We start from the raw sequence: 24,291 nt of genomic DNA on the forward strand, positions 1-24,291 counted from the left end.
TATTAAGCCAAAAGTAAAGGCTATCTAACTCTACGTTGTTCACTCTTCAAAGATTTCATCAAAGAAATGACCATTAGTAGCATGACAAACGAAAACGGTAAGGCGGCAATAATAATTGTATTTTGTAAAGCACTCATACCACCAACAGACAGTAAGATCAGAGCCATAGACGATTGAATAACACCCCAAATTATTTTTACGCTTGTTGGCGGCGTTAGTGAACCATATGTTGACTGCATACCAAGTACGAATGTGGCAGAGTCGGCACTCGTCACGAAGAACGAAGAAATTAACAGAATCGCGATGATTGAAATGATGAACGACCAAGGCATCTCATGGAACATTTCGAAGATGACAAGTTCTGTAGAAGAACTTGCAATATCCACAATCCCACTACGCTGCATGTCGATTGCTGTTGTACCGAACGCAGAAAACCAGAAGGCACATAGTAATGTAGGTGCGAGAAGCACACCAACCATGAATTCGCGAATCGTCCGTCCTTTTGAGACACGAGCGATGAACATACTGACGAATGGTGCCCACGAGATCCACCAAGCCCAGTAGAAGATCGTCCAGTCGAACAACCATTGCTGATTATTCTCATTAAGTGGCGCTGTACCAAAGCTCATATAAACCAGATTACCCAAGTAGCCACCAATAGAATCCGTGAATACATTCATAATTAACAGCGTCGGTCCTAAAATCACAATAAAGACAAGCAACACTACTGCAAGAACTAGGTTAGTATTAGATAAATATTTAATCCCCTTACTAAGCCCCGTCCAAGCTGACATGATGAATAGAACCGTAACAATCGCAATAATGACAAATTGTGAGAACGTCCCAATTTCGATTCCGAATAAATAATTTAGACCTGCGTTAATTTGAACAGCACCGAAACCGAGAGTTGTTGCAACACCAAATGCAGTTGCAAACACAGCAAGAACGTCTACGAATATTCCCCATGGACCATCCATTTTCTTGCCGAAAATCGGTTTCAATGTTGCTGAAATTAACCCCGGCGCATCTTTACGGAATTGGAAATAAGCAAGTGACAATGCGACAATACCATACATCGCCCACACATGAAGACCCCAGTGGAAGAACGATTCACGCATCGCTTCTTTAAAGGCAGCATCCGTGTTTGGTTCCTTCGTTGCAGGATTAATATAATGCGACAGCGGTTCAGCTGCCCCATAGAACACAAGCCCAATACCCATCCCCGCTGAAAACAACATCGCAATCCACGTAACTGTGGAAAATGCAGGTCGATCGGTATCCTTACCGAGGCGGATCTTGCCATACGGGCTAAAGATCAGGAAGATACTAATTAATAAAAGTACTGAAAGCAAAAGTAAGTAATACCATCCAAAAGAAGATGCAACAAAATTCTTGACGTTTAGTGAAACGGCCTCAAAACTTTCAGACGCGAACACCCCGTAGCCCACAGTAATGACGATTAATGCGATCGTAATGTAAAAAACATTTGATATTTTTCTCATATTTCTCCTTTCGAATTGAGGTTACTTGTTCGTTTTATGAACGACTATATACTATACTCATTCTTTTAATAGAAGGCAAAAGAAAGAAAACAGTAAAGTGCACGAAGAATCACGCTTTACTTTTTCATAAAATAGAACAAATATAGACTAGGCCTACACTGAGGTGACGTCAAGATAAAAATACTTGTCGAATTTCGCTTAAGCTATATAAATTAATAATGACCTTTTACCTAAGGTTTTTTAGAACTTTATCGCTTCAGTGATTTGATAATAGAATACGTTACCTACGTGTAAAATCTTACATTCGGGATATTATAATAAATATAGGAGGAATTACTATGCAGGTTGTAATCGAATGGACATATAGATCATCAAAGGGAAGGATCGCGGTATTTCAATCTGAAGAAATGCCTGCGAAAGAAGCTGTTTTAGTTGCCGAGGATATAGAAAAGACCGGACGTGTAAAGCAAATTCTTTTCGTTGATCAGCATGACAGTTCATGGACAATAAAGGAATTGAAAGGCTACTTAAAAGGAATCGAGACAGAAGCTCATAATATCACTGTCTATTTTGATGGTGGCTTCGATTGGGAACAGAAAACAGCAGGCCTCGGTTGCGTTATCTATTACGATCAAAGCGGAAAATCGTATAGACTACGCAAAAATGCATTTGAACTTGGATTAACCTCGAATAACGAAGCAGAGTATGCTGCGTTGCATTTTTGTTTGCAGGAGCTGGAGAATCTTGGCGTCCACCACTTACCTATTCGGATTGTTGGTGACTCACGAGTTGTCATCAATCATTTAAACGAAGAGTGGCCCGCTATTGAAGAAGATTTATACAGATGGGCTAATAAGATTGAAGCAAAGATGGACGCGCTTGGATTGCTACCGCAATATGAGCTCATTTCCAGAAAATCGAATGGCGAAGCGGACAGACTTGCTACACAAGCAATCGCGGGGATAGAAATTATGGCGACTATTGAAAGATGAGCGTGGGGACATGGTCTATGAGCGCGGGGGCGAGGTCTATGAGCGCGAGGACGTGGTCTATGAGCGCGGGGGCGAGGTCTATGAGCGCGGGGACGTGGTCTATGAGCGCGGGGACGTAGTCTATGAGCGCGGGGACATGGTCTATGAGCGCGGGGACATGGCCTATGAGCGTGGGGACATGGTCTATGAGCGCAGGGACGGGGTCTATGAGCGCGAGGGCGAGGTCTATGAGCGCGGGGACGGGGTCTATGAGCGCGAGACCGAAGACTATGAGCGCGGGGACGTAGTCTATGAGCGCGGGGGCGAGGTCTATGAGCGTGGGCACGTAGTCTATGAGCGCGAGACCGAAGACTATGAGCGCGGGGAACAAGTCTATGAGCGCGGGCAACGGAAAAAGGTTCTAATCAACTTGAAAATAGTTGATTAGAACCCTTTTATACATTACTTTTAGTAAAAATAGAACAATTACTTATCGTCTGTTTTTGTAACAGATACGCCACGTTCCGCAAATACTTTTTGTGCTACTCCTAACGCATTCAACACGCTCGGGAATCCTGTATACGGAATCAAATGCATAATGCATCCGATGATTTCATCGGGCGTCAAACCAACGTCGAGCCCTGTCTTAATATGCATCTGAATTTGCGGCTTTCCTTGTGCCACAAGAGCCGTAATCGTAGTGAGAACCTTTTGCTTATTGTCGAGTCCCGGACGAGAATAAATGTCGCCAAAAGCAAATTCTACGACAAATCTAGTTAAATCCGGCGCAACGTCCTTGAAGCTTTCTCCAATCTCCATCTCACCTGCTGGATTGTCTTCACCTGACAACGTAAGTTCCATCAATTTCTCCAAACCTCGCTGATAACGATCTTCTGCCATTTCAAAAACCTCCCTGATAATATCACTCGTCATTCATTGTAACAAACTTTTCTGTAAACGGGACAACTGCGTTAATTTCCTGAAAGTTGTTTTATCGTTTATACTTTAAGAAAATGATAAACAATGGAGGTTTATGTTTTGGATTATAAAGATATTGATCAACAAGTTATCAAGAAATATAAAGAAGACGAAACACTGATGATCCGCCTGTTTGTGAAATGGTGTGCGAATCATAAACTAGATCCACACGTTTTGTATCAAAAAGCATACCCTGAGCAATCGGCTAATGCCGCGTTGAAGAAAGTCATTGAAGATGATGACGGATTTGAGGAACTGCAGATTGATAATGAAACTATGCTGGATGTACTGCAGCTTTTTGGGAATATTGATTTGGCGTTTGTTGTAGCTGATGAGATGGAGCATCTTAAAGCATAATTAAGAGTACCTGTTTACGAGCCTTTCATTTTTGTTTAACCATCCACGCTTGCTTCCCGAACAGGTACTGTTTTATGATTCTATCCTTATTCACTACCCCATTTATCTGTAAAAATCAGGTCGTCCAATGTTCGTCTTTTCTCCCAATTGGCAGTCTCCAAAATAGGAGCCGTTGGATAACTCTTCGTGTAACCAATAGACAAAAGGGCAATCGGTTCAACATGTGGCGGTATTTCCAAGATATCTCGAACATCATTCTTTTTATAAAAACTTACCCACCCCATTGCCAATCCTTCTGCGCATGCTGCCAACCACATATTTTGAATTGCACAAGCAGTTGATAGTGCATCCGTTTCCGGGATGGAGTTGCGCCCTAACACATGCGAACCGCCACGCGTTGGATCGCATGTTACGCAAATAGTAATTGGCGCTTCCTTCAACCCTTCTACTTTCAAGCTGAGGAATTTCGTCTCTTTTTCCTCTTCGTCTTCATAGTGAATAGCCAACGCACGTCTTTCTTTATCCGCTGCCCAAGCTAATTTTTCTTTTGTCTCATCTGATGAAACAATGATAAAATTCCAAGGTTGCATAAAACCGACTGAAGGTGCCTGATGTGCGGCATTCAATATGTTATGTATCGCTTCTTGAGGAATTGGAGTCGGCAAAAAACTCCGCACATCTCTTCTATTGTAAATAACTTTATAGATTGCATCTTTTTCTTCATTTGAAAACATTAAATATCTCTCCTCTGTTAGTTTATAGATAGCCTAACGTTTATTATAATAGGTTTATACAAAAGGCGTAATGTCTAAAGACTCTATCAATTATTTTTGGTAAATCTACTATGCTGTCATTCATAATAGTGTAATCGATTCTTGAGCGTCTATTTTTGCTGTTTTTCATTATACTTGATGAGGTTGTATCACCATACTATCGGAGTTCCAATAAAATTATGTATAAATAACTGTATTCTATGAGTTAGATCTTTTGAGAAAAATAGTTTTGGCAATTATAGTATTGTTTCTCAGCTGTTCTTACTCTCTGCCCCCCAGAGTACCTCGCCATTTATAATCAATCTAAAATAATGCCAATAATTATAGTACATACATACTAACTAGACCTACCATAACAAATCCGATAAAAATCTGCCATTCTCTCTTTCACTACACAGCTCAAATTAAATAAACTGCTTCGTTCTGACCCTCAGAACAAAGCAGTTTATTGTGCTTTAAAGATTGATAACATAAATCCCAAATTACTAATTATTGCATTACCAATTCTTCTTGTTTAATCACTTTAGTTTCCAGAGCTTCTCCAAAAACAGACCTTTCCAGTAACTCAGCTATATCATATGTTCCTACTGAATCTTCAACTTCGATAGCCTTTGTTCCATCAGACAACATCGTTAAACAATAAGGACAACCAGAAGAGATGATTCCAGGACTCACTTCAAGTGCTTGCTCCGTTCTCGCCACATTTACACGTTGCCCAGTATCTTCCTCCATCCACATCATCCCTCCACCTGCTCCACAGCACATCCCACTTTCTCGGTTTCGCTTCATCTCAACCAGATTTACACCCGGAATGGCTTTCAGGATTTCACGCGGCGGGTCATAAACATCATTATAACGTCCCAAGTAACATGAATCGTGGAATGTTATCGTTTCATTGATTGCATGAACTGGTTTTAAGATCCCATTTTGAACAAGTTCATAAAGCATTTCTGTATGATGAATTACTTCTGCTTCGAACCCAAAATCAGGATATTCATTTTTAAAGATATTGTATGCATGTGGATCAACGGTGACGATTTTAGAAACACCAGCCTTCTCGAATTCCTTAATATTCGCTTCAGCTAACTCTTGGAATAAAAATTCGTTCCCTAATCGTCTAGGTGTATCACCAGAGTTCTTTTCTTTATTTCCTAGGATTGCGAATTTGATGTTTGCTTCGTTCATAAGATGTACAAATGATTCCATAATCTTTTGTGCTCGGTTATCGAAAGCACCCATTGAACCAACCCATAATAGGTAATCAAATTCTTCACCTGTTTTACTCAATTCCTTCACCGTTGGAACATGAAGATCTGGACGTGCCTCTCTCCACTTTTCCTTTTCTTTACGGTTAAGGCCCCAAGGATTTCCTTGACGTTCTATGTTTGTCATCGCACGTTTTGCATCAGGGTTCATTTTCCCTTCTGTCATTACAAGATGACGGCGAAGGTCGATTATTTTGTCAACATGCTCATTCATAACCGGACACTGATCTTCACAATTTCTACAAGTTGTACATGCCCAAATTTCTTCCTCAGTAATTACATCGCCAATTAGGGAAGGGTTATAGACGTCATCTAACATAGCCCCTTCCAAACCTGCAGCGATAGCAATATTATTAGCTTCTGAATTATTAAATGCAAATGTAGGTACCCAAGGTTTTTGCTTCGTCATTAAAGCACCTGTATTAGTTAAGTTATCACGTAACTTAGTTATCAAGTCCATTGGTGATAACATTTTTCCTGTACCTGACGCAGGACACATATTCGTACAGCGTCCACACTCTACACAAGCGTAAAAGTCAATCATTTGTAATTGGGTGAAATCTGTAATTTTCCCTACACCCAACGCAGGCATATCTTGTTCACTTTCTGCATTCTCCATCGCTTCAAAATCAATTGGCTTTAGTCTACCCGCATGATCAAGTCGATGGAAATAAGTATTTACTGGTCCAGCAATCAAGTGAGCATGTTTTGATTGCGGAACATAAACTAGGAACGTCAATAAAATAAGTAAATGAATCCACCAGTTAACAAAGAACACAACCGCTGCTGCAGTTGGAGACATAAATCCAAAAATAGTAGCGACAAGCGATGCCATTGGTTCTGTCAACGTTGCGGGATTTCCTTGCCAAATCATATTCATGCCATTCGCCATGATCGTCGAAAGCATGAGTCCACCAATGAATATTAGAACAAGTCCCGATTTCCATCCTCTTTTAAGCCTAACAAGTTTTTCAATATATCGACGGTGAAACGCCCAAATTACTGCTACTAGAATTAAAAATACGACAATTTCCTGAAAGAATGTAAAACCGTTATATATCGAGCCTAACGGAAGATGAGACCCTGGCTTTAGACCTTTCCAAATAAGATCTATTGCGCCAAACTGCACAAGTAAAAATCCATAAAAGAACAAAACATGAATCATGCCACTTTTTTTATCTTTTAATAATTTCTTTTGTCCAAATACATATGTCCAAATTTTTTGAAGACGTTCCTTAATGTTATGGTCAAACTCTTCTTTTCTACCCAATAGAATAAATTGAGTTCGAGTCTTAATTAAATACGTAAATAACGCAAGTGCATACAAAGTAATCCCAATGAATAAAATCCAGTTGGCGATTAATAACGAACCCATTGTCCTCTCTCCTTATCCTATCTATTTAAACGATGAGTAATAGTATGTCATCCTCCTGTTTAATTCAAATTATATCTAATAACACACAAATTTACTTTTTGGTTATTGATCAAAATGATATAACTTGTTGTCAACAAGTTATATCATTGATTATCTACTTAAATATATAAATTACATGCTTAAAATCTCAGTTACTATGCTTTAATCCACCCGAATTAATGAATTCAACTGCCTCTTTTTTATAAACATTCTTACCGTTAATAAATGTAGAGATTACTGATATGTCTTTAATTTTCATCGGATCAATTCGGGTAGGATCTTGATCTAATACAGCAAAATCTGCAAATTTCCCTACTTCTATACTTCCCGTATTCTCTTCATCAAAATTTAGTTTCGCCCCATAGATTGTCATAGACTTTAAAGCTGTTACAACATCTATTTGTTGATCTTCCCCTAAGACTTTACCTTCTTTTGTAATTCGATTAACAGCCGCCCAAACTGAAAATAATGGTGAAATCGGAGTTATCGGGCAGTCAGAATGTATTGTAAACAATAAATCTCGTTTTACTGCGTCCGCTAAGGGATTGATTCTTTTCGCACGTTCAGGCCCTAAAAATAAACGATAATGTCTATCTCCCCAATAATAAACGTGATTAATAAAGAATGAGCCAGCAACATTTAAACGTTCCATTTCATCTAAATCCTCTATTGTAGCCGTTTGAACATGTTCGATTCTATGTCGGTGATTATCACGCGGCTCCTGATTTAAAATAAAGTCATAGGATTCTAATATTGACCCTATTGCACGATCTCCATTTCCATGAATAGCAATTCTAAAACCTCTTTTATGCAAATCTACTAGTTCTTCATTAAATAAGTGCTGTTCATGGAAAAGGGCTCCTTTTACATCATTATCACAATAATACGGTTGTCTTAAAGCCCCTGTTAAACCCTGTATCGATCCGTCTTGGAAAAGTTTTGCGCTATCCAAACGCATATGTCCATTCGTGCGATTGCTAATCATTTCGTCGAGTTCAGATGCAGACCAGCCTTCATATACTCCACCTTTTCCCAATAATGTATGCATAAACATTAACCGTGTTTTTAATGGATTGGAACCATTTTCAAACGCTTTAAGATGTACTTCATATTCACTTGCACCATCATAGATTCCAAGTCCAGCATCAGTATTAGTAGTAATACCTTGAGCTAAATAATCTTGTGCAGCTTCCCCCAACATTGAAATTAATTCATTTTCTGTAAATGGCGGTATGATATCTAGTATCGGTTTCATAGCAGGCTTCTCGTACAACACTCCATTTAACTCACCATTAGGAAAGCGGCCAAACAAACCACCTTTAGAGTCTAATACGTCTTTAGTAATGCCAGCCATCTTTAATGCAAGTGAATTCACTACAGCTATATGTCCAGAAATATGTGTAATATACACAGGATTGTTAGGCGAAATCGTATCGAGTTCTTCCCTTGTTGGATGTCGCTGTTCCTCCAACAAAGTATCATCATACCCATATCCTCTAACCCATTCCCCATGGGATTTTTTATCTATTTCTTCTGAAATTCTAGATAAAATATCATTAATATTTTTGTTTTGAGAAGAGCTACAGTTAACACGTTTTAAGTTTTGTGCATAAACTAAAATGTGATTATGTGTGTCTATAAATCCAGGTATTAATGTAGCACCCTGTAAATCTATAATCTTTTCATTTTCAATAGAATGTATTATTTCGCTAGGGGGAATTGATTCGTCCCAAATCCCACTTACTTTTCCATCTACTATAGAAAGAGATCCAGCTTTTGAGTTCTTATTATCGAGTGTTAATATATTTGCATTGATTATTAACAAATCAGACCTTTCCATTAGAATATCCCCCCTTTAATTTCTAGACAACCTTTAGATTACTGAAATGATTTTGAACTGGAGTTACACTCTAACTTGGAAATACGTTATTTAAACACTTCTCCTAAACCATCTATTTTATTGACACCACGTAATAAAGTTACTAAACTACAAGCATGTATTGACATATTTCTATTGTTCTATATTCGGTTCATGCACATCATAAAACATTCCTAATCCTTTAGGTTCCCCTACTACCATGCTTTTTGAAATTGCTTTCATAGCACTTTCTCCAATAGTAATCATTTCTGTTGCAGGATGAACCATTTGTATTTCACCCGTTTGTAGTTGTGCGATTACTATACAACCACATGATCAAGGTTTACGATACATAGTTACTACTACAGCCCCGCCAAGACCTAAGTTATGTTGTAAAGCGACTCTTGCATTATCCACTTGACGTTCACCGGCAGTTCCGCGCAAATGCCAAACCAGTTCAGTACACTGCGCCAAGCCTGTAGCCCCAATCGGATGTCCTTTAGACATTAATCCCCCTGATGGATTGACTACATATTTTCCACCGTACGTATTATCTTTATTATTGATGAAAGCTTCCGCTTCACCTTCACCGCATAAACCTAAACCTTCATATGTGATGACTTCATTCGGCGTAAAGCAATCATGAAGTTCAACAACATCAACTTCTTCTACACCAATTCCTGCTTGCTCATAAACTGCATTAGCTGCTCTTCGTGTCATATCTTGACCAACTAAATTCATAGCCCCGGTATTAAATGTAGTTTCATTATCTGTAGCCATTGCTTGTGCAATAATTTCCACAGCGTCCTTATGTCCATGCTTGTTAGCAAACTCCTCGCTACAAACAATTACAGCTGCCGCACCGCATGACGGCGGACATGCACAATATCTAGTCAAATATGGTTCGAAAATCATTGGTGAATTTTGTACTTCTTCGACAGTCAAAGGCTTATCAAACATGGAATACGGATTGTGAATTGCATGGCTACGTGTTTTCACAGCCACTTTAGCAAATATATCGGGATTCGCACCATACTTTTCTATATACTCGTTTCCTCCTGAACCAAATAATTTGGCAGCACGAGGTGCATCCGGTGAAAGTCCCGGATATAGAACGTCTAATCGATCCTCAAACGATTGAATGGGTGATGTTTTTTCTCCATAAACAGTTCCAAGAGCCCCTGGCTGCATCTCTTCGAAACCAAAGGCTAGTGCGCATTCAACAACTCCGTTTTCTACCGCTTGTCGTGCTAAATATAATGCAGTTGATCCAGATGAGCAGTTATTATTAACATTAAAGACGGGTATACCTGTCATTCCAACTTTATACAAAGCAGTTTGTCCAGATGTGCTATCCCCATAACTATAACTAGCAAAAGCACTTTCAATTTCGTTAAAATTAATACCAGCGTCCTTTATTGCACCACGTATTGCTTTTGAAGCCATAATTTCATAAGGCTCTTGCATACCCGGCTTAACAAACTTAACCATATCTACACCAATTACTTTAATTTTTCTTTTCATAAAATATTCCCCTTTTCCACTGTATAGTCATGAAATCTCTCCCTGCTAAACAAACATTTAATGCACTTATATGATTACGCAGTTATTAATGTAGACTTGATTCCTTATCTTTTTCACTACTCTCTTCAACCAATTTACGTCTTAAGATTTTCCCGACTGCAGTTTTTGGCAATTCATCTCTAAAATCATAAAACCTCGGAACTTTATAAGTCGCTAATTTATCAGAACACCATTCTTTCAGTTCCTCTTCAGTGCAAGTCATACCTTTCTTTAAAACAATAGTTGCTTTTACAGTTTCTCCTCTATATGAATCAGGAATACCATAAACACAAACCTCCATTATTGCCGGGTGTTCATACAGAACTTCCTCCACCTCCATTGGATATATATTATATCCACTCGCAATGATTAGTTCTTTTTTTCGACCTACTATATAAAAACGTCCATCTTCATCCATGTATCCAATATCACCTGTGTATAACCAACCATCACGAATTGTCAGACTCGTTTCTACTTGATTGTTCCAATAACCTTTCATTACTTGGGGCCCTTTGATCAGAACTTCACCTGATTGACCGACTTCAACCTCTTCCATGCCGGTTTCAGCATCTACGATTTTACAATCTGTGTTAGGCAGTGGAACTCCTACACTTCCAGCTTTCCGCTTATCAGAAACAGGATTTCTATGTGTAACGATAGCCTCGGTTAAGCCATAGCCTTCAATAATTTTTGTTCCCGATAGTTCTTCAAATTTACTAATCACTTCATTCGGTAATGGAGATGTTCCGCAAGAACAGATTCTTAAGCTCTTCAAGTCATCTCTCGTTAGGTTTTCATATTGTAATAAACCTACGTACATAGTAGGAGCACCTACAAAGATCGTTGGATGATGCTCTTTTATTAATTCCAATACCTTTTCTACTTTAAATCTTTCAACGATAATAAATGTACCCGCAGAAAACACGGTTATATTTATATAACTCAAGCCCATTATATGGAACAACGGTGAGTTCCCAAGAATTATTTCCTTATTTCTTTCCAAACAGTTAAACACGATATTTTGATAGGCATTACAAACAATATTATAATGCGTCAACATAGCTCCCTTAGATTTACCAGTGGTGCCACCAGTATATTGTAATACCGCAACATCTTCTTTAGCATTAATTTCTATGTCAGGTAGTGGGTCATGTTTTTCTTCCAGTAAGCGATTATAGTTATTTTCTTGCGTTTGTTCGTTGTCAACAATGATCCAAACTAACTGATCGCCTAGTCCTAACGCTTCAATCTTTTCTTTTTGCACAGCCTCACAAATCATACCTGAAGCTTGCGAATCACTCAGAATCGGATGTAATTCTGAAGCTTGATACATTACATTGACCTGAACCATAATACAGCCAAGTCGTTGTATCGCAAAATAGGCAACTATATACTCCATACGATTTGGCAACATCACCGCAATGCGATCACCTTTTCTAAAACCTTTATTGTATAAGGCTGCAGCTAATCTATTACACCTATTTTTCAAATCAATATAAGACAGATGAATATCGTTAAAAATAAACGCTTTGTGCATTGGAAATTCTTTTGCGGACTTTTCTAACATTTCATAAATGGTCATTTCCGGTAACTTCAACTCTCTTGGTACATCATCCGAGTATATCTCATACCATACCTTCTCCATAACACTTGTCCCCTTTACGTTAATTGATTAAATTAACCTAGCATATAATAAGTCAGACTAATTCTTTTCATGTAAGATCTTAAATACACCTGTAGCTGTAGATATAATATTTCCGTTTGCATCTTTTATAACGCCTTCCATAAAGGCCGTATTATAGGTTTTCGAAGTTATCGTTGCTTCCGCATATATTGTTTCTGTCATAATTGGCGCAATATAGTTTATATTTAAATTGACTGTTAGACACCTTTTTTTAATAACTGAACGAAGTTGCATACTCTGGATAATATCGAGCACAGAGGCAATTACACCTCCATTAACAGTTTCACTGAAATTTAGCAAACTTTTATGAACCGCTAATTTAGCCTGTACATCACCCTCTTCAAATTTAGTTATCTGAATTCCTAAATGTTGTACATAAGGACTTTGTATAAATTCCTCTTTTACTTCATTGAGTTGCATTAAAGTACTCATCATCTTTCCTCCTTATTTGACATAACGATTGTGTATAGATTTACAAGAAAATGGTATAAAATCTCTTTTATCATTAGTTAACATTCAATTCATAGTTCTTCCAATACTTCTCACGCAGTTCTCTTTTCAGGATTTTCCCGGCACCGTTTTTTGGCAGCTCCTCCATAAAGTATACTGATTTAGGAACTTTGTAATTGGCTAGTAGGGACTTACTAAATTCTATAATCTCTGATTCAGTCAATTCATGTGTATCTCTAACAACGATAATCGCTTTGATTGCTTCGCCCCACTTTGAATCAGGTATTCCAATAACAGCTGCTTCCAGCACAGATGGGTGATTAGATAACACATTTTCTACCTCGATAGAATAGACATTTTCGCCACCTGTAATAATCATATCTTTCTTACGATCTACGATATAAATATAGTGATCTTCATCCTTAAGAGCCATATCTCCTGAATGGTACCAACCGTTAATAATAGTATTCGCAGTTTTCTCAGGCGATTTCCAATAACCCTTCATTATATTGGGACCACGAGCGATTACTTCTCCAATTTCCCCAACTGCTACGTCGACCCCCTCATTATCTACAACTCGAACCTCAACACCCGGTATAGCTTTACCGACTGATAATAAACGCTTTTGCGCTTTTTTATCTTCGCTAATAATATGATCTTCGGGTTCCAAAATCGTTAACACCGGTGATGCCTCTGTCATGCCATAGGACTGATAAAACTCTACATCAGGAAATGCAGACGTAACTCTTTTAAATAAATCACTAGACATTGCTGAAGATCCATAATTTATTTTCTTAATACTATTCACATCATAATTTTTAAAGTTCGGATCATTCATTACCATATTAATCATTGTTGGAACGAGCGAGATGACGGTTGGCCTATACGTCTGGACAGCTTCCAAGAACCCTTCCACTGTAAACGTTTTCAAAAAACTGTGCGTTCCACCGCCCCAAGTAACGCCAATCGTTTTTCCACAATCCGCTAAATGAAACATCGGACCGGCATGCAAGTAATTACTCCACTCGTTATAGTTAAATTTTGTAGTTGTATGATAAAAATTACTCACTTGATTACGATGCGATAACATAACACCCACGGCAGGTCCCGTCGTACCCCCTGTATAAAAAATACATGCTATATCATCTTCACAGAGGTCATCGTATGTTAGCTCTGCTATACTTTCGTTTGCAATAAACTCCTCATAATTTGTATAACCAAACTCTTCGTTTGCATCTGAAACAACGATAGATTCCAGATGACCCTTTGCCGCCTTTTCAAGATCAGGAATATGGTGTAGATATTCAGAATGGAAAAACAAGCTTATCATTTCAGAATCTTTAACTATGTACTCTAGCTCTCGTCTTGAAAGCCTTGTATTTAATGGTACAGCAATTGCCCCTATAGCAGTAATTGCATAAATCAGCTCCACGTATCTATAGGTATTTAAAAGCAAGATACCGACTTTATCTCCCTTTTTAATACCCGAGCCTTTTAATGCCTCTTTTAACTTTGCTGTTCTACTAGCCAATTCACCATATGTACAGCTATATCCCTCATCCAAAACAGCCAGTTTCTCTGGAATATTTCTCGCATTGTACATTAACGCTTTTGTGATAATCATTATATCCTCCCTTTCTTTTCATAAGATTCCGTAAGATCCACTGACATTTACCCCCAGCTGTAATACATGATTTAAAACTTAACAGGTATATATATAATGTTATTTCCAATTTCACGATACTCAATATTAAATTATTTTATATGTGAAAAAATAATCGTTAATTTTATTGAAGTTTTCAATATTCACTCAATTATTGTTGTTTATAATTTTACACGTAAAAAGAATTTTGTCAATACAATAATCGGAATACATAGAGTAGTCTGAACGCATCCCAAGTCGCTATTCAATGTAATTTCTCGAGTTGTTACAACTAGACATTTATAAACTGCCAGAAATCCTATTATTGTACCGCGCTTAGATAAACCCGAAATAAAAGCACGCCTTTAAAGCCCGGCACAGACCTAGAGAAATTAGATAAAATAAAAACACCTTGCATTGAAATAAAGGGTATAGAACCTTATGAAATCAATGTGGAGGTGTTTTTTCTATGGGAACGAAAGTACGTTCTCCAGCGGAAAGGAAGCCGTACCAAAAGTAGCCGTTCAGTTAACGGAAGGCCGTATTCTGCATAAGTGATCTTATACCTATTAAGAAATAGTCAAAAGGAAAGGAATTACCATGAGCTTGTTCCGTAAAGGCACGCCCACTGATAATTCCCCAATTGAAACGTTTCAATCCTTGCTATCGTCCGAAAGTTTTACGCCGGCGAAATCTATCGCACAACAAATGCGCGTGTAATACAAATTATCGATGAATACTTTATCTGTTATAACAAGATCCGAATTCAAACGAAACTAAACAGCCAGTCGACAATAATTAAAATACTCACCCAACTTTTTAAAAGTGAATGTTAGTATATGATTATTTTCAAATAAAAAGTAAACAATCTTTATAAACAAATAAAAGATTCAATTTATCACTGCCTTTTTTTACTGACACACATTTTTTATTGCTCCAGATTGCGTACGTTTTCTACTTCTTCTTTAAAAGTAGCTAATATCGCTTCGAAATCAAAACCTGTTTTTCCTTTCAGCCAATTGTTTTCTACTTTGCCATAGAAATCATTCCACTGTAATTGTTCCTCTTCAGTTAATTCATACAAAGTAATGCCTGTGTCCACCAATTCTTTTTTGACGGTATCATTTATTTCATCAAATTTCTTGGCGTAACTTTCCGAAACCTCATCACCAACTTGTACAAGTACTTTTTGTATATCTTCAGGTAACTCTTGATATACTTTTTCATTAATAATCAAACCAGCAGCAAGTCCACCAAAGTCAACACCTACTGTACCAAACTGTACTAATTCATTGAATCCATAGTCATTCATTGACAATGCATTCAGAAGTAGCCCATCAAATACACCTCGATCAAACCCTTCATACATCTCCGCTGCAGTAAGATTAATTGGCGAAGCATCAAGAGCTAAAACTGCCTGGTTAATTATTTCTCCATTTGATCTGACTTTCATTCCTTTTAAATCCTTTGGAACTGAAATTTCTTTTCCTTTCGTCCAAAATTCATTTGGTGGAAGAGCATGACTCATTAATGGCCTAACACCATTATTTAAAAAGTCGGCTTCCAAAATAGGACTTTTCTTGTTGAGTGCATGTAAGGCCATTGTCCCTTCATAAGCACTTGAATATAAACCAGGCATTCCTAGAAGACCACTTGTTATAGGCATCATACTCGGTGTATAAGTAGAGACAATAAAACTAATATCTGCTACACCACTACTTGTCAAATCGTATAAATCAGCGGACTTTCCCATTTGTTCAGAAGGGTAAAATTCAAATTCAACTTGTCCATCCGTTAATTCTGTAACCCTTTCCATAAATGGAGTATAGGCCCACTCGAACAAAGTATGAGTTTCAGGTTGTGATACCGCAAATTTCAACTTAATCGTTTGTGAGGAGTCACCTTCTTTTATTCCAGCTTTTACTTTTGTTCCTTCATTCGATACTCCACAAGCCGATATAACCATCATAACTAAAATGAATAATGGAACCACTATAAAACTTTTCTTCATTTCTTAACCCCTTTTGTAAGTTTTGCTTTCTTTATTTATTCCCTAACTACTAAATCTCTTTTATCATTAGTTAACGTTCAATTTATAATTCTCCCAATATTTCTCACGCAGTTCTCTTTTCAGGATTTTCCCGGCACCACTTTTCGGCAGCGCCTCCACAAAGTCTACTGATTTAGGAACTTTATAATTGGCTAGTAGTGACTTACTAAATTCTATAATCTCTGATTCAGTCAATTCATGTGTATCTCTAACAACAATGACCGCTTTGATTGCTTCGCCCCACTTTGAATCAGGTATTCCAATAACAGCTGCTTCCAACACAGATGGATGACTAGTTAACACATTTTCTACTTCAATCGAATAGACATTTTCTCCACCAGTAATAATCATATCTTTTTTACGATCTACGATATATATATAGTGATCTTCATCTATAAGAGCCATATCGCCAGAATGGTACCAACCGTCAATAATCGTATTTTTGGTTTTCTCCGGTGAGTTCCAATACCCTTTCATGATATTTGGTCCACGCGCGATTACTTCTCCTACTTCTCCTGGTGCAACATCGTTACCCGTATCATCTACAACACGTACTTCAACACCCGGTACACTTTTGCCGACTGATGATAATCGCTTTTGTGCCTTTTTATCCTCACTCACCAGATGATCTTCAGGTTCTAACATCGTTAATACTGGAGATGCCTCTGTCATGCCATAGGACTGATAAAACTCTACATCAGGAAATGCATTCATCACTCTTTTAAATAAATCGGGAGACATCGCGGAAGAACCATAATTTATTTTTTTAATACTACTCACATCATAATTTTTAAAGTCTGGATCATTCATCACCATATTAATCATTGTCGGGACAAGCGAGATGACGGTTGGCTTAAAAGTCTGGACTACTTCTAAGAATCCTTTTACTGTAAATGTTTTTATGAAACTATGCGTTCCGCCCCCCCATGTAACGCCAATCGTTTTTCCGAAATCGGCTAAATGAAACATCGGAGCTGCATGCAAATAATTACTCCATTCGTTATAATTAAACTTTGTAGTCGTGTGATAGAAATTGCTCACTTGATTACGATGTGACAACATCACTCCGACAGCAGGACCTGTCGTACCCCCTGTATAAAAAATACAAGCGATATCATCTTCACTGATATCATCATATGTTAATTCTGTGATACTCCGGTTTTTAATTAGTTCCTCATAATGCGTATACTCGGATTGCTCATTCACATCTGAAACAAATATAGACTTCAGATTACTCTTTGCCGCCTTTTCAAGAGATGGAATATGTTGCAAATACTCCGAATGAAAAAACAAGCATTCCATTTCAGAGTCTTTCACGATATACTCTAACTCTCGTCTCGAAAGCCGCGTATTTAACGGTACAGCGATTGCCCCAATAGCTGTAATAGCATAAAAGAGTTCTACGTATCGAAAAGTGTTCAATAAAAAGATCCCCACTTTATCTCCCTTTTTAATACCTAAATCTTTTAATGCCTCTTTTAACTTCGCTGTTCTACTTGCTAATTCACCGTAAGTGAAACTATATCCCTCATCCAAAATAGCCAATCGCTCTGGAATGTTTTTCGCATTATATATTAAAGCTTTTGTAATAATCATTATATTCTTCCTTTCTTTTAACGAATTATTATCCTAAATCGCAATGTTAAGTTAGCCACCTGCATAACTCTATCTAACGTCATACAATAGGACATAAAGAAAGCCGTCTATGCGATTTTTGGAGAGATCGACATAGACGGCTTTGTTTATACAGACCATAAACAATCAGTCCTTAATTTTCACACGCCGACTTTTGCTTTTTGAAATTCTTCAATCATCATTGGAACAACTTCAAACAAATCTCCAACGATACCATAGTCCGCTACTTTAAAAATCTCAGCTTCCGGATCTTTATTAATTGCTACAATAATTTTCGAGTTCGACATACCTGCCATATGTTGAATAGCCCCAGAAATACCTACACCGATATATAAATCAGGTGTAATTACTTTACCTGTTTGTCCAATTTGTAATGAGTAGTCACAGTAGTCAGCATCACAAGCTCCGCGGGATGCACCCACTGCACCGCCCAGTAGATCAGCTAGTTCTTTTAGGGGATTGAAACCTTCTGCACTTTTCACACCACGCCCACCTGCTACAACGACTTTTGCTTCGGACAAATCAACACCTTCTGTTGTTTTACGAACGACGTCAGCAATAATTGTACGCAAGTTGGTTACGTCCACATCAATAGAGGATACTTCACCTGAACGGCTACTGTCGTGTTCTAGTGGCGCAATATTATTTGGGCGAATAGTTACGAATAATAAACCATTTTTATTTCTTACTTTTTCAAATGCTTTACCTGAATAAATTGGGCGAATGAAGACTGCCTCATCGCCTTCCCCTTCAATTGAAGTTACATCTGAAATGAGTCCACTCGCAAGTTTACTAGCAATCTTAGGAGATAAATCCTTCCCCAATGCCGTATGTCCAAAAACAATTGCTTCAGGACTTTCTTGTTCATAAACTGCCATGAATCCTTGTGAAAATCCATCTGAAGTATATTGTTTTAAATTAGCATGTTCGATCGTTACTACACGGTCCGCACCGTAGTGAATCATTTCTTCTGTGAATGATTGCACACTCTCACCAAGAAGAACCGCAACTACTTCTCCACCACCGGAAATCTTTTTAGCTGCCGCTATTACTTCAAATGAAACATTACGTAGTGCACCTTCTCGCACTTCTCCAAGTACTAACACTTTTTTCGTCATCTATAGTCCCTCCAGTAAAGAGTAATCCATTTTGATTACTTCTTATTCTATTAAATTACTTTTGCTTCATTTCTTAAAAGGCTTGCGAGCTCAGATACTTGATCAGCAATCTCGCCTTCAAGTACACGGCCAGCTGCTTTAGCTGCAGGTAGAAAAATTTCAATTGTTTCTGTCTTCGCTTCCACATCATCTTCTTCAAGATCTAAATCATCCAGTTCCAATTCCTCAAGCGGCTTCTTTTTCGCTTTCATAATTCCTGGTAGCGATGGGTAACGCGGTTCATTCAATCCTTGTTGTGCGGTGACAAGAAGTGGAAGAGTTGTTTCAATCATCTCTGAATCCCCTTCAACATCGCGCACAATTTTAACAGCCGTTCCTTCGATTTCAAGTTTTGTAATCGTTGTCACATAGTTAATGTTCAACAATTCTGCAACACGGGGTCCAACTTGTCCAGAGCCACCGTCAATTGCTACGTTACCTGCTAAAATTAAGTCTGCGTCTTTATCTTTCAAGTATTCTGCGATAATTTTTGCAGCTGTAAATTCATCTGACTCATCCAAATCATCTTCAGTGTTGATGAGCACCGCTTTGTCCGCACCCATGGCCAACGCTGTACGAAGTTGTTTTTCTGAATCCTCACCACCAATTGTGACTACTGTCACTTCACCGCCATGTACATCACGCATGGCAATCGCTTCTTCAATTGCATATTCATCATAAGGATTAATAATAAATTCTGCACCATCTTCTGCAATTTTACCGCCTTTAATTGCAATTCTTTCCTCCGTATCAAATGTTCTCTTTACTAGTACGTAAATATTCATTTTATCCCTCCGTTAATCATAATTACATTTCTTTGTATCTTTTATTTATTTCATACGTTATTTCTGTAGAGTACTCTGTTATTACATCTATTATTGGTTGTAGCTCTTCTACTTTGTATTGAGCGCACATTCCAACTACCGCAACAGAAAGGTCCACATGGTCATTGAAATTCATTATGGGAGCCGCAACACCGAAGATCCCCCTTATCGTTTCATCATATGAAATGGCATAACCATTCTTTTTAACTTCTAAAAGCTCATTTTTTAATGCCTTAAGCTCTTCTTGGGAAGAATTTAACACTCGATCACTGGTATTGAAGTAATAATCTGTATCCGCTTGATTAGCATAAGCCATAATACACTTTCCATATGCACCATCTAATAAATCAAAATGTCGTCCTACAGATATCTTAACGCCGAAGTTCTCATCCTCAACTTTAGACACTATCGTAGTTCTGTCACTTTGTACCTTAGAGACTAGAAGAGAAGTTAAACCTGTTTTTCTAGTCATTTTTTCAAGGTAAGGATCAATGATAGATAAGTCATATTGAAACTCTTTTGCTCGCTCACCCAAAACTACAAGGTAAGGGCCTAATATATAGCGTTTAGATTGTTCATCGAATTTAACGATGGACTGTCCCTGTAGCTCCTGCAGTATCCTAAAACACGTCGTCGGGTTTAAATCTAATGCATTAGCAATTTGAGTAAGTGTACTCTTTTGATACTTTTTCCTACTTAATAATGTGATTATTCTAAACGCAGTGTTTACAGCAGGGACAGAATACTTCCTAGTTGGTTTTTCTAAATTTTTCATTTGAATACCCCTTAACAAAATTACTATACAGATAGAATAATCTTCTCGATGCAGATTTGAATCTCAATATTATTTTTCTACAGCCACTTGATAATCCGCATTACTTTCAATATAATCAAATATTTTTTGTCCTACGCTATCTTTTCTACCAACCTCGATTTCCTCTACAATATGCGCCACTAATCCAACGGCTCTCGCTGCAACAGCAAAGGATTTCATTACGCGATAATCCAATTCCATATCTGCCATGATAGCGCCTATCGCTCCAACTGCATTTAGCGTGATAGATTTTCCTTTTCTTTCATTTAATTGCAGACTAATTTCATTAATTGTTTCGGAGTTCTTTTTATAGAAACCAAGTTCCTTAGCCAGTTCAAACAACTTCACTGTTCTTGGATCAACTGGTCGATGGATAGGATGACCAAATCCAGGTAATTGAATACCTCTCTCCGCACGATCATCTAAAATCCAAGTTGCCAGCTCCGAAGGACTTTTTTCATTACCACTTCTCTCCATCCCGTCTTGCAGCATCTCTGCTACTTGTTCCATAGCCCCCAGATAAACTGAACCCGCTCCCAAAAGTCCAGCGGCAACAGCTGCTTGCACTGCTTCCGGAGCACCCAAATAAGTTAAACGTGTAGAGATAGAGCTAGGTGTAAATCCATGTTCACAAACAGCAACCATGAGTGCATTTAACATTTTTGATTCATTTTCATTTGGTATTCTATGTTTCGCACCCAAGAACGCCATATCCGCTAGTGTGATTTCTCCTATAAGATCATCAACCAAATTAAATCCATGTACAAACACTTTATCCGTTTCTGAATAACCAACCTTAGTTTCAAATTTCATTTTATTCTCCCCTATTCTCATCTTTTTTTATTTGGAACTACTTTTCAATTCATACAACAGACTATTATTATGTTTATCATGCTTTGGTGATGGTTTATAGTGTATATTTTCAGATTGATTCTGGCAATACCGTGTCGCGACATGATTTAATCCTTCGTGCTTTTGAATTAATTTTCTCGCTTTATAATAAGGATATTCTGCTAACTCCCCTGCTTCCAATACAGGAGTGATACAACAATCTACCGTTTGAGATAAGTGAATCCATTCTTCAAAATCCCTACTAAGAAATAAAGAGACCATCTCTCTATAAACAGGATTCTCTTTTGACGGTAGAGTAAAGCTAGATCCCAGCCAAGACTCTTTCCCTACTGCTAAGCAGAAGTTTTCCCAAAACTTCAGTTCTAGTGCAGCTAGACTAATGAATCTCCCATCTCTAGTTTCATAGAGAGTATAGCACACATGAGCACCATTCAATCTTGGCATTCCATGCTGTTCTCCAGTAGCTGATTCAATCAAAATATGATTGGTCATTAAAGTAACCATTACATCTGCTATGGCTAAATCAATATAAGATCCAATTCCTGTTCGTTCCTTTTTTAAGAGTGCTGCAACAATCGATTCACTCGTAGCAATCGCACCTACTAAATCCGCCATTGTAATAGTAGGTTGTACAGGTCTTTTTTCGTCATCTTTAAATTGAGACAGCACACCACTGAGGGCCATATAATTTATATCATGGCTTCCTAAATGACTTAACGGACTTACTTGTCCATATCCGGTTAACGAGCAGTAAACAATATCAGGTTTAATCTTTACAATTTCTTCATAACTAATCCCTAAGCGGTTAGTAACTCCAGGCCGAAAACCTTCAATTACTACATCTGCACTCAATATTAGATCCTTTGCAACCTGTTGATCATCTACCTCTTTTAAATTAAGCGTAATACTCTCTTTGTTTCTGTTTTGGGCACGGAAGAGATATTTATCTCCACCGTCTTCTTCTGCCGGAAAACGTGCCGGATCGCCAGTAGGGGATTCAATCTTAATAATTTCAGCACCCATATCCGCCAGCCGTAATGTCGTATGCGGACCTGGCAAGTATTGCGTAAAATCAATAACTTTTATTCCTTTTAACATACAGATCCCCTCCACTTCTAACATAGTTATCAATTTTAGTGCACCTTACCAAACTAAAACGCCTTCCTTGCATCATCCATCACACTTTTACATAAGCGATGGCAAGTATAATGCAATTTGTGGGAATAGTATTATTATAAGTAGAGCTACTAATAACACACTGATAAACGGAACAGACCCACGCAATACTTTTCCGGTTGAGATACCTGATTGCTCACTTGTAATAAACAAGTTTATACCTACTGGCGGAGTCACAAGACCAATCTCTAATAACAACACAAGTACTATTCCAAACCAAATTGGATCATAACCTAAACCTACGATGAGAGGGTAAACTAACGGGATCGTCAGCAACATAGTACCGATTAAATCCATAAACATTCCCATGATCAGATAAAGTATAATAATTAATATTAAAATTCCCCAAGCCGGGAATCCACTTTCCTCAATCGCTTGAACCATCGTATTTCCAACCCTAGTCATTGCTATGTAATAAGAAAAGACATGGGCTCCTATAATAATCGTAAATATCATTGTCGTTTGTTTTGTCGTGTGCATAAGCGCTTCAAAAACCAACTTGAGATTCAGTCTTTTCATTATTAAACCAATTATAAGTGCTCCAAATGCTCCAAATGCTGCAGCCTCTGTAGCTGTCCCAGTTCCTGAATAGATAATATAGAGAACAAAAATGACTAATATAACCATCGGCCAAATACTTTTCAAGGAAACAAATCGTTCTTTCCAAGAAGCCTTGGCTGTTTTACTTTTGTTTTTGAAGGATACGACTACAATGTATAGACATAAAAGGAAAGCTATTAGCAAACCTGGCAATATTCCGGCAACAAGCAATTTTCCAATCGAGTTTTCTGTTTGAATACCATATAGAATGAGCGGAACACTTGGTGGAATCATAGCCGCCAATACACCAGTAGATGTAGCTACTAAACCAGCTGAAAAAGAATCCGAATAATTTGCTTTCATCATTTGCGGTATAGCAATTTGAGACATTGCCGCTGTCGCTGCTACACTAGAACCGGATAACGTTCCGAATCCAGCACTTGCTAACACAGTAGCAATACCTGCTCCTCCAGGTACATGACCAACCCATTTGATAACACTATCAAATAATTCATCTGCAATTTTACTTTTCGATATAAAATGGGCCATTAATACAAACAAAGGAATAGCACTGTATACGAAACTGTTAACACTTCTATAAGCAGTCGTAGCTAAAATTCCCTGTAGTGTATCGAAACCTTGTATTGTAATAATCCCTACCGACCCTATCGTTAGTAGTACAAATGCGATTGGCATCCCAGTAAGTAAAAGGATGATTAATACCAACATCAATATACCTATAACCATTTAATCACCTCTTTTTCAACTCGTTTAGTCGTGCTAAGT

The 24,291-nt window shown here is 37.9% G+C and carries 21 protein-coding genes and 1 pseudogene; 3 read left to right on the plus strand and 19 right to left on the minus strand.

What is annotated here, in order from left to right; all coding sequences use genetic code 11:
* Nucleotides 1-20: 20 nt before the first annotated feature.
* Nucleotides 21-1,502 carry a glycine betaine uptake BCCT transporter gene (locus tag CSV79_RS04510; protein WP_099687838.1) on the minus strand — a complete coding sequence of 494 codons (1,482 nt, stop codon included), beginning with the start codon at nucleotides 1,500-1,502 and terminating at the stop codon, nucleotides 21-23.
* A gap of 338 nt (nucleotides 1,503-1,840) precedes the next feature.
* On the opposite strand from CSV79_RS04510, the gene CSV79_RS04515 reads away from it, so the two are divergent.
* Nucleotides 1,841-2,494, plus strand: coding sequence for a reverse transcriptase-like protein (locus tag CSV79_RS04515; RefSeq protein WP_099687839.1), 654 nt, complete (start codon nucleotides 1,841-1,843; stop codon nucleotides 2,492-2,494).
* On the opposite strand, the gene CSV79_RS16550 is transcribed toward CSV79_RS04515, so the two are convergent.
* The gene (locus CSV79_RS16550) at nucleotides 2,481-2,882 is read right to left on the minus strand and encodes a hypothetical protein (RefSeq protein WP_143560536.1); all 402 of its coding nucleotides are present in this window, start codon (nucleotides 2,880-2,882) and stop codon (nucleotides 2,481-2,483) included. The two genes, CSV79_RS04515 and CSV79_RS16550, sit on opposite strands and share 14 nt — an antisense overlap.
* Nucleotides 2,883-2,959: 77 nt before the next feature.
* Nucleotides 2,960-3,373 (minus strand): carboxymuconolactone decarboxylase family protein, encoded by a 414-nt coding sequence (locus CSV79_RS04525; protein ID WP_099687841.1) that lies wholly within the window; start codon nucleotides 3,371-3,373, stop codon nucleotides 2,960-2,962.
* A gap of 138 nt (nucleotides 3,374-3,511) precedes the next feature.
* On the opposite strand from CSV79_RS04525, the gene CSV79_RS04530 reads away from it, so the two are divergent.
* Nucleotides 3,512-3,808 carry a hypothetical protein gene (locus CSV79_RS04530; RefSeq protein WP_099687842.1) on the plus strand — a complete coding sequence of 99 codons (297 nt, stop codon included), beginning with the start codon at nucleotides 3,512-3,514 and terminating at the stop codon, nucleotides 3,806-3,808.
* A gap of 86 nt (nucleotides 3,809-3,894) precedes the next feature.
* On the opposite strand, the gene bluB is transcribed toward CSV79_RS04530, so the two are convergent.
* The 8 genes from bluB to CSV79_RS04565 form a co-directional block, all read right to left on the minus strand.
* A complete protein-coding gene (gene bluB, locus CSV79_RS04535; protein WP_099687843.1) occupies nucleotides 3,895-4,542 on the minus strand; it encodes a 5,6-dimethylbenzimidazole synthase in 648 nt (215 codons plus the stop codon).
* 528 nt (nucleotides 4,543-5,070) lie between these two features.
* A complete protein-coding gene (locus tag CSV79_RS04540; protein WP_099687844.1) occupies nucleotides 5,071-7,221 on the minus strand; it encodes a heterodisulfide reductase-related iron-sulfur binding cluster in 2,151 nt (716 codons plus the stop codon).
* A gap of 187 nt (nucleotides 7,222-7,408) precedes the next feature.
* The gene (locus tag CSV79_RS04545; protein ID WP_099687845.1) at nucleotides 7,409-9,100 is read right to left on the minus strand and encodes an amidohydrolase; all 1,692 of its coding nucleotides are present in this window, start codon (nucleotides 9,098-9,100) and stop codon (nucleotides 7,409-7,411) included.
* 171 nt (nucleotides 9,101-9,271) lie between these two features.
* Nucleotides 9,272-9,406 carry a hypothetical protein gene (locus CSV79_RS17260; RefSeq protein ID WP_255407411.1) on the minus strand — a complete coding sequence of 45 codons (135 nt, stop codon included), beginning with the start codon at nucleotides 9,404-9,406 and terminating at the stop codon, nucleotides 9,272-9,274.
* Between the two features lie 48 nt (nucleotides 9,407-9,454).
* The gene (locus CSV79_RS04550; RefSeq protein WP_099687846.1) at nucleotides 9,455-10,642 is read right to left on the minus strand and encodes a lipid-transfer protein; all 1,188 of its coding nucleotides are present in this window, start codon (nucleotides 10,640-10,642) and stop codon (nucleotides 9,455-9,457) included.
* Between the two features lie 85 nt (nucleotides 10,643-10,727).
* Entirely contained in the window at nucleotides 10,728-12,326 is a 1,599-nt protein-coding gene (locus CSV79_RS04555) for a long-chain-fatty-acid--CoA ligase (protein WP_099687847.1), read from the minus strand.
* Nucleotides 12,327-12,383: 57 nt separating this feature from the next.
* On the minus strand, nucleotides 12,384-12,797 hold the full coding sequence (locus CSV79_RS04560; RefSeq protein ID WP_158232463.1) for a PaaI family thioesterase: 414 nt from the start codon (nucleotides 12,795-12,797) through the stop codon (nucleotides 12,384-12,386).
* A 73-nt stretch (nucleotides 12,798-12,870) separates the two neighbouring features.
* Nucleotides 12,871-14,439, minus strand: coding sequence for a long-chain-fatty-acid--CoA ligase (locus CSV79_RS04565; protein ID WP_099687849.1), 1,569 nt, complete (start codon nucleotides 14,437-14,439; stop codon nucleotides 12,871-12,873).
* Nucleotides 14,440-15,036: 597 nt separating this feature from the next.
* Between CSV79_RS04565 and CSV79_RS17395 the strand changes: the two are divergent.
* Nucleotides 15,037-15,293: pseudogene (locus CSV79_RS17395) on the plus strand (IS3-like element ISErh1 family transposase); the annotation flags it as partial.
* A gap of 92 nt (nucleotides 15,294-15,385) precedes the next feature.
* Here CSV79_RS17395 and dctP read toward each other — a convergent pair.
* From dctP to CSV79_RS04605, 8 genes are all read right to left on the minus strand, one after another.
* Nucleotides 15,386-16,468, minus strand: coding sequence for a TRAP transporter substrate-binding protein DctP (gene dctP, locus CSV79_RS04570; RefSeq protein ID WP_099687850.1), 1,083 nt, complete (start codon nucleotides 16,466-16,468; stop codon nucleotides 15,386-15,388).
* 66 nt (nucleotides 16,469-16,534) lie between these two features.
* A complete protein-coding gene (locus CSV79_RS04575; RefSeq protein ID WP_099687851.1) occupies nucleotides 16,535-18,103 on the minus strand; it encodes a long-chain-fatty-acid--CoA ligase in 1,569 nt (522 codons plus the stop codon).
* A gap of 179 nt (nucleotides 18,104-18,282) precedes the next feature.
* Complete coding sequence (locus tag CSV79_RS04580; protein ID WP_099687852.1) at nucleotides 18,283-19,260, minus strand: electron transfer flavoprotein subunit alpha/FixB family protein; 978 nt, start codon at nucleotides 19,258-19,260, stop codon at nucleotides 18,283-18,285.
* 50 nt (nucleotides 19,261-19,310) lie between these two features.
* Entirely contained in the window at nucleotides 19,311-20,084 is a 774-nt protein-coding gene (locus CSV79_RS04585; RefSeq protein WP_099687853.1) for an electron transfer flavoprotein subunit beta/FixA family protein, read from the minus strand.
* Nucleotides 20,085-20,106: 22 nt separating this feature from the next.
* Nucleotides 20,107-20,898 (minus strand): IclR family transcriptional regulator, encoded by a 792-nt coding sequence (locus tag CSV79_RS04590; RefSeq protein ID WP_099687854.1) that lies wholly within the window; start codon nucleotides 20,896-20,898, stop codon nucleotides 20,107-20,109.
* Nucleotides 20,899-20,967: 69 nt separating this feature from the next.
* Nucleotides 20,968-21,750, minus strand: coding sequence for a citryl-CoA lyase (locus CSV79_RS04595; protein ID WP_099687855.1), 783 nt, complete (start codon nucleotides 21,748-21,750; stop codon nucleotides 20,968-20,970).
* Between the two features lie 27 nt (nucleotides 21,751-21,777).
* Entirely contained in the window at nucleotides 21,778-22,887 is a 1,110-nt protein-coding gene (locus CSV79_RS04600; protein WP_099687856.1) for a CaiB/BaiF CoA transferase family protein, read from the minus strand.
* Nucleotides 22,888-22,974: 87 nt separating this feature from the next.
* Complete coding sequence (locus CSV79_RS04605; RefSeq protein WP_099687857.1) at nucleotides 22,975-24,252, minus strand: TRAP transporter large permease; 1,278 nt, start codon at nucleotides 24,250-24,252, stop codon at nucleotides 22,975-22,977.
* Between the last annotated feature and the right edge of the window lie 39 nt (nucleotides 24,253-24,291).

The organism is Sporosarcina sp. P13, assembly GCF_002743055.1.
GTDB lineage: Bacteria > Bacillota > Bacilli > Bacillales_A > Planococcaceae > Sporosarcina.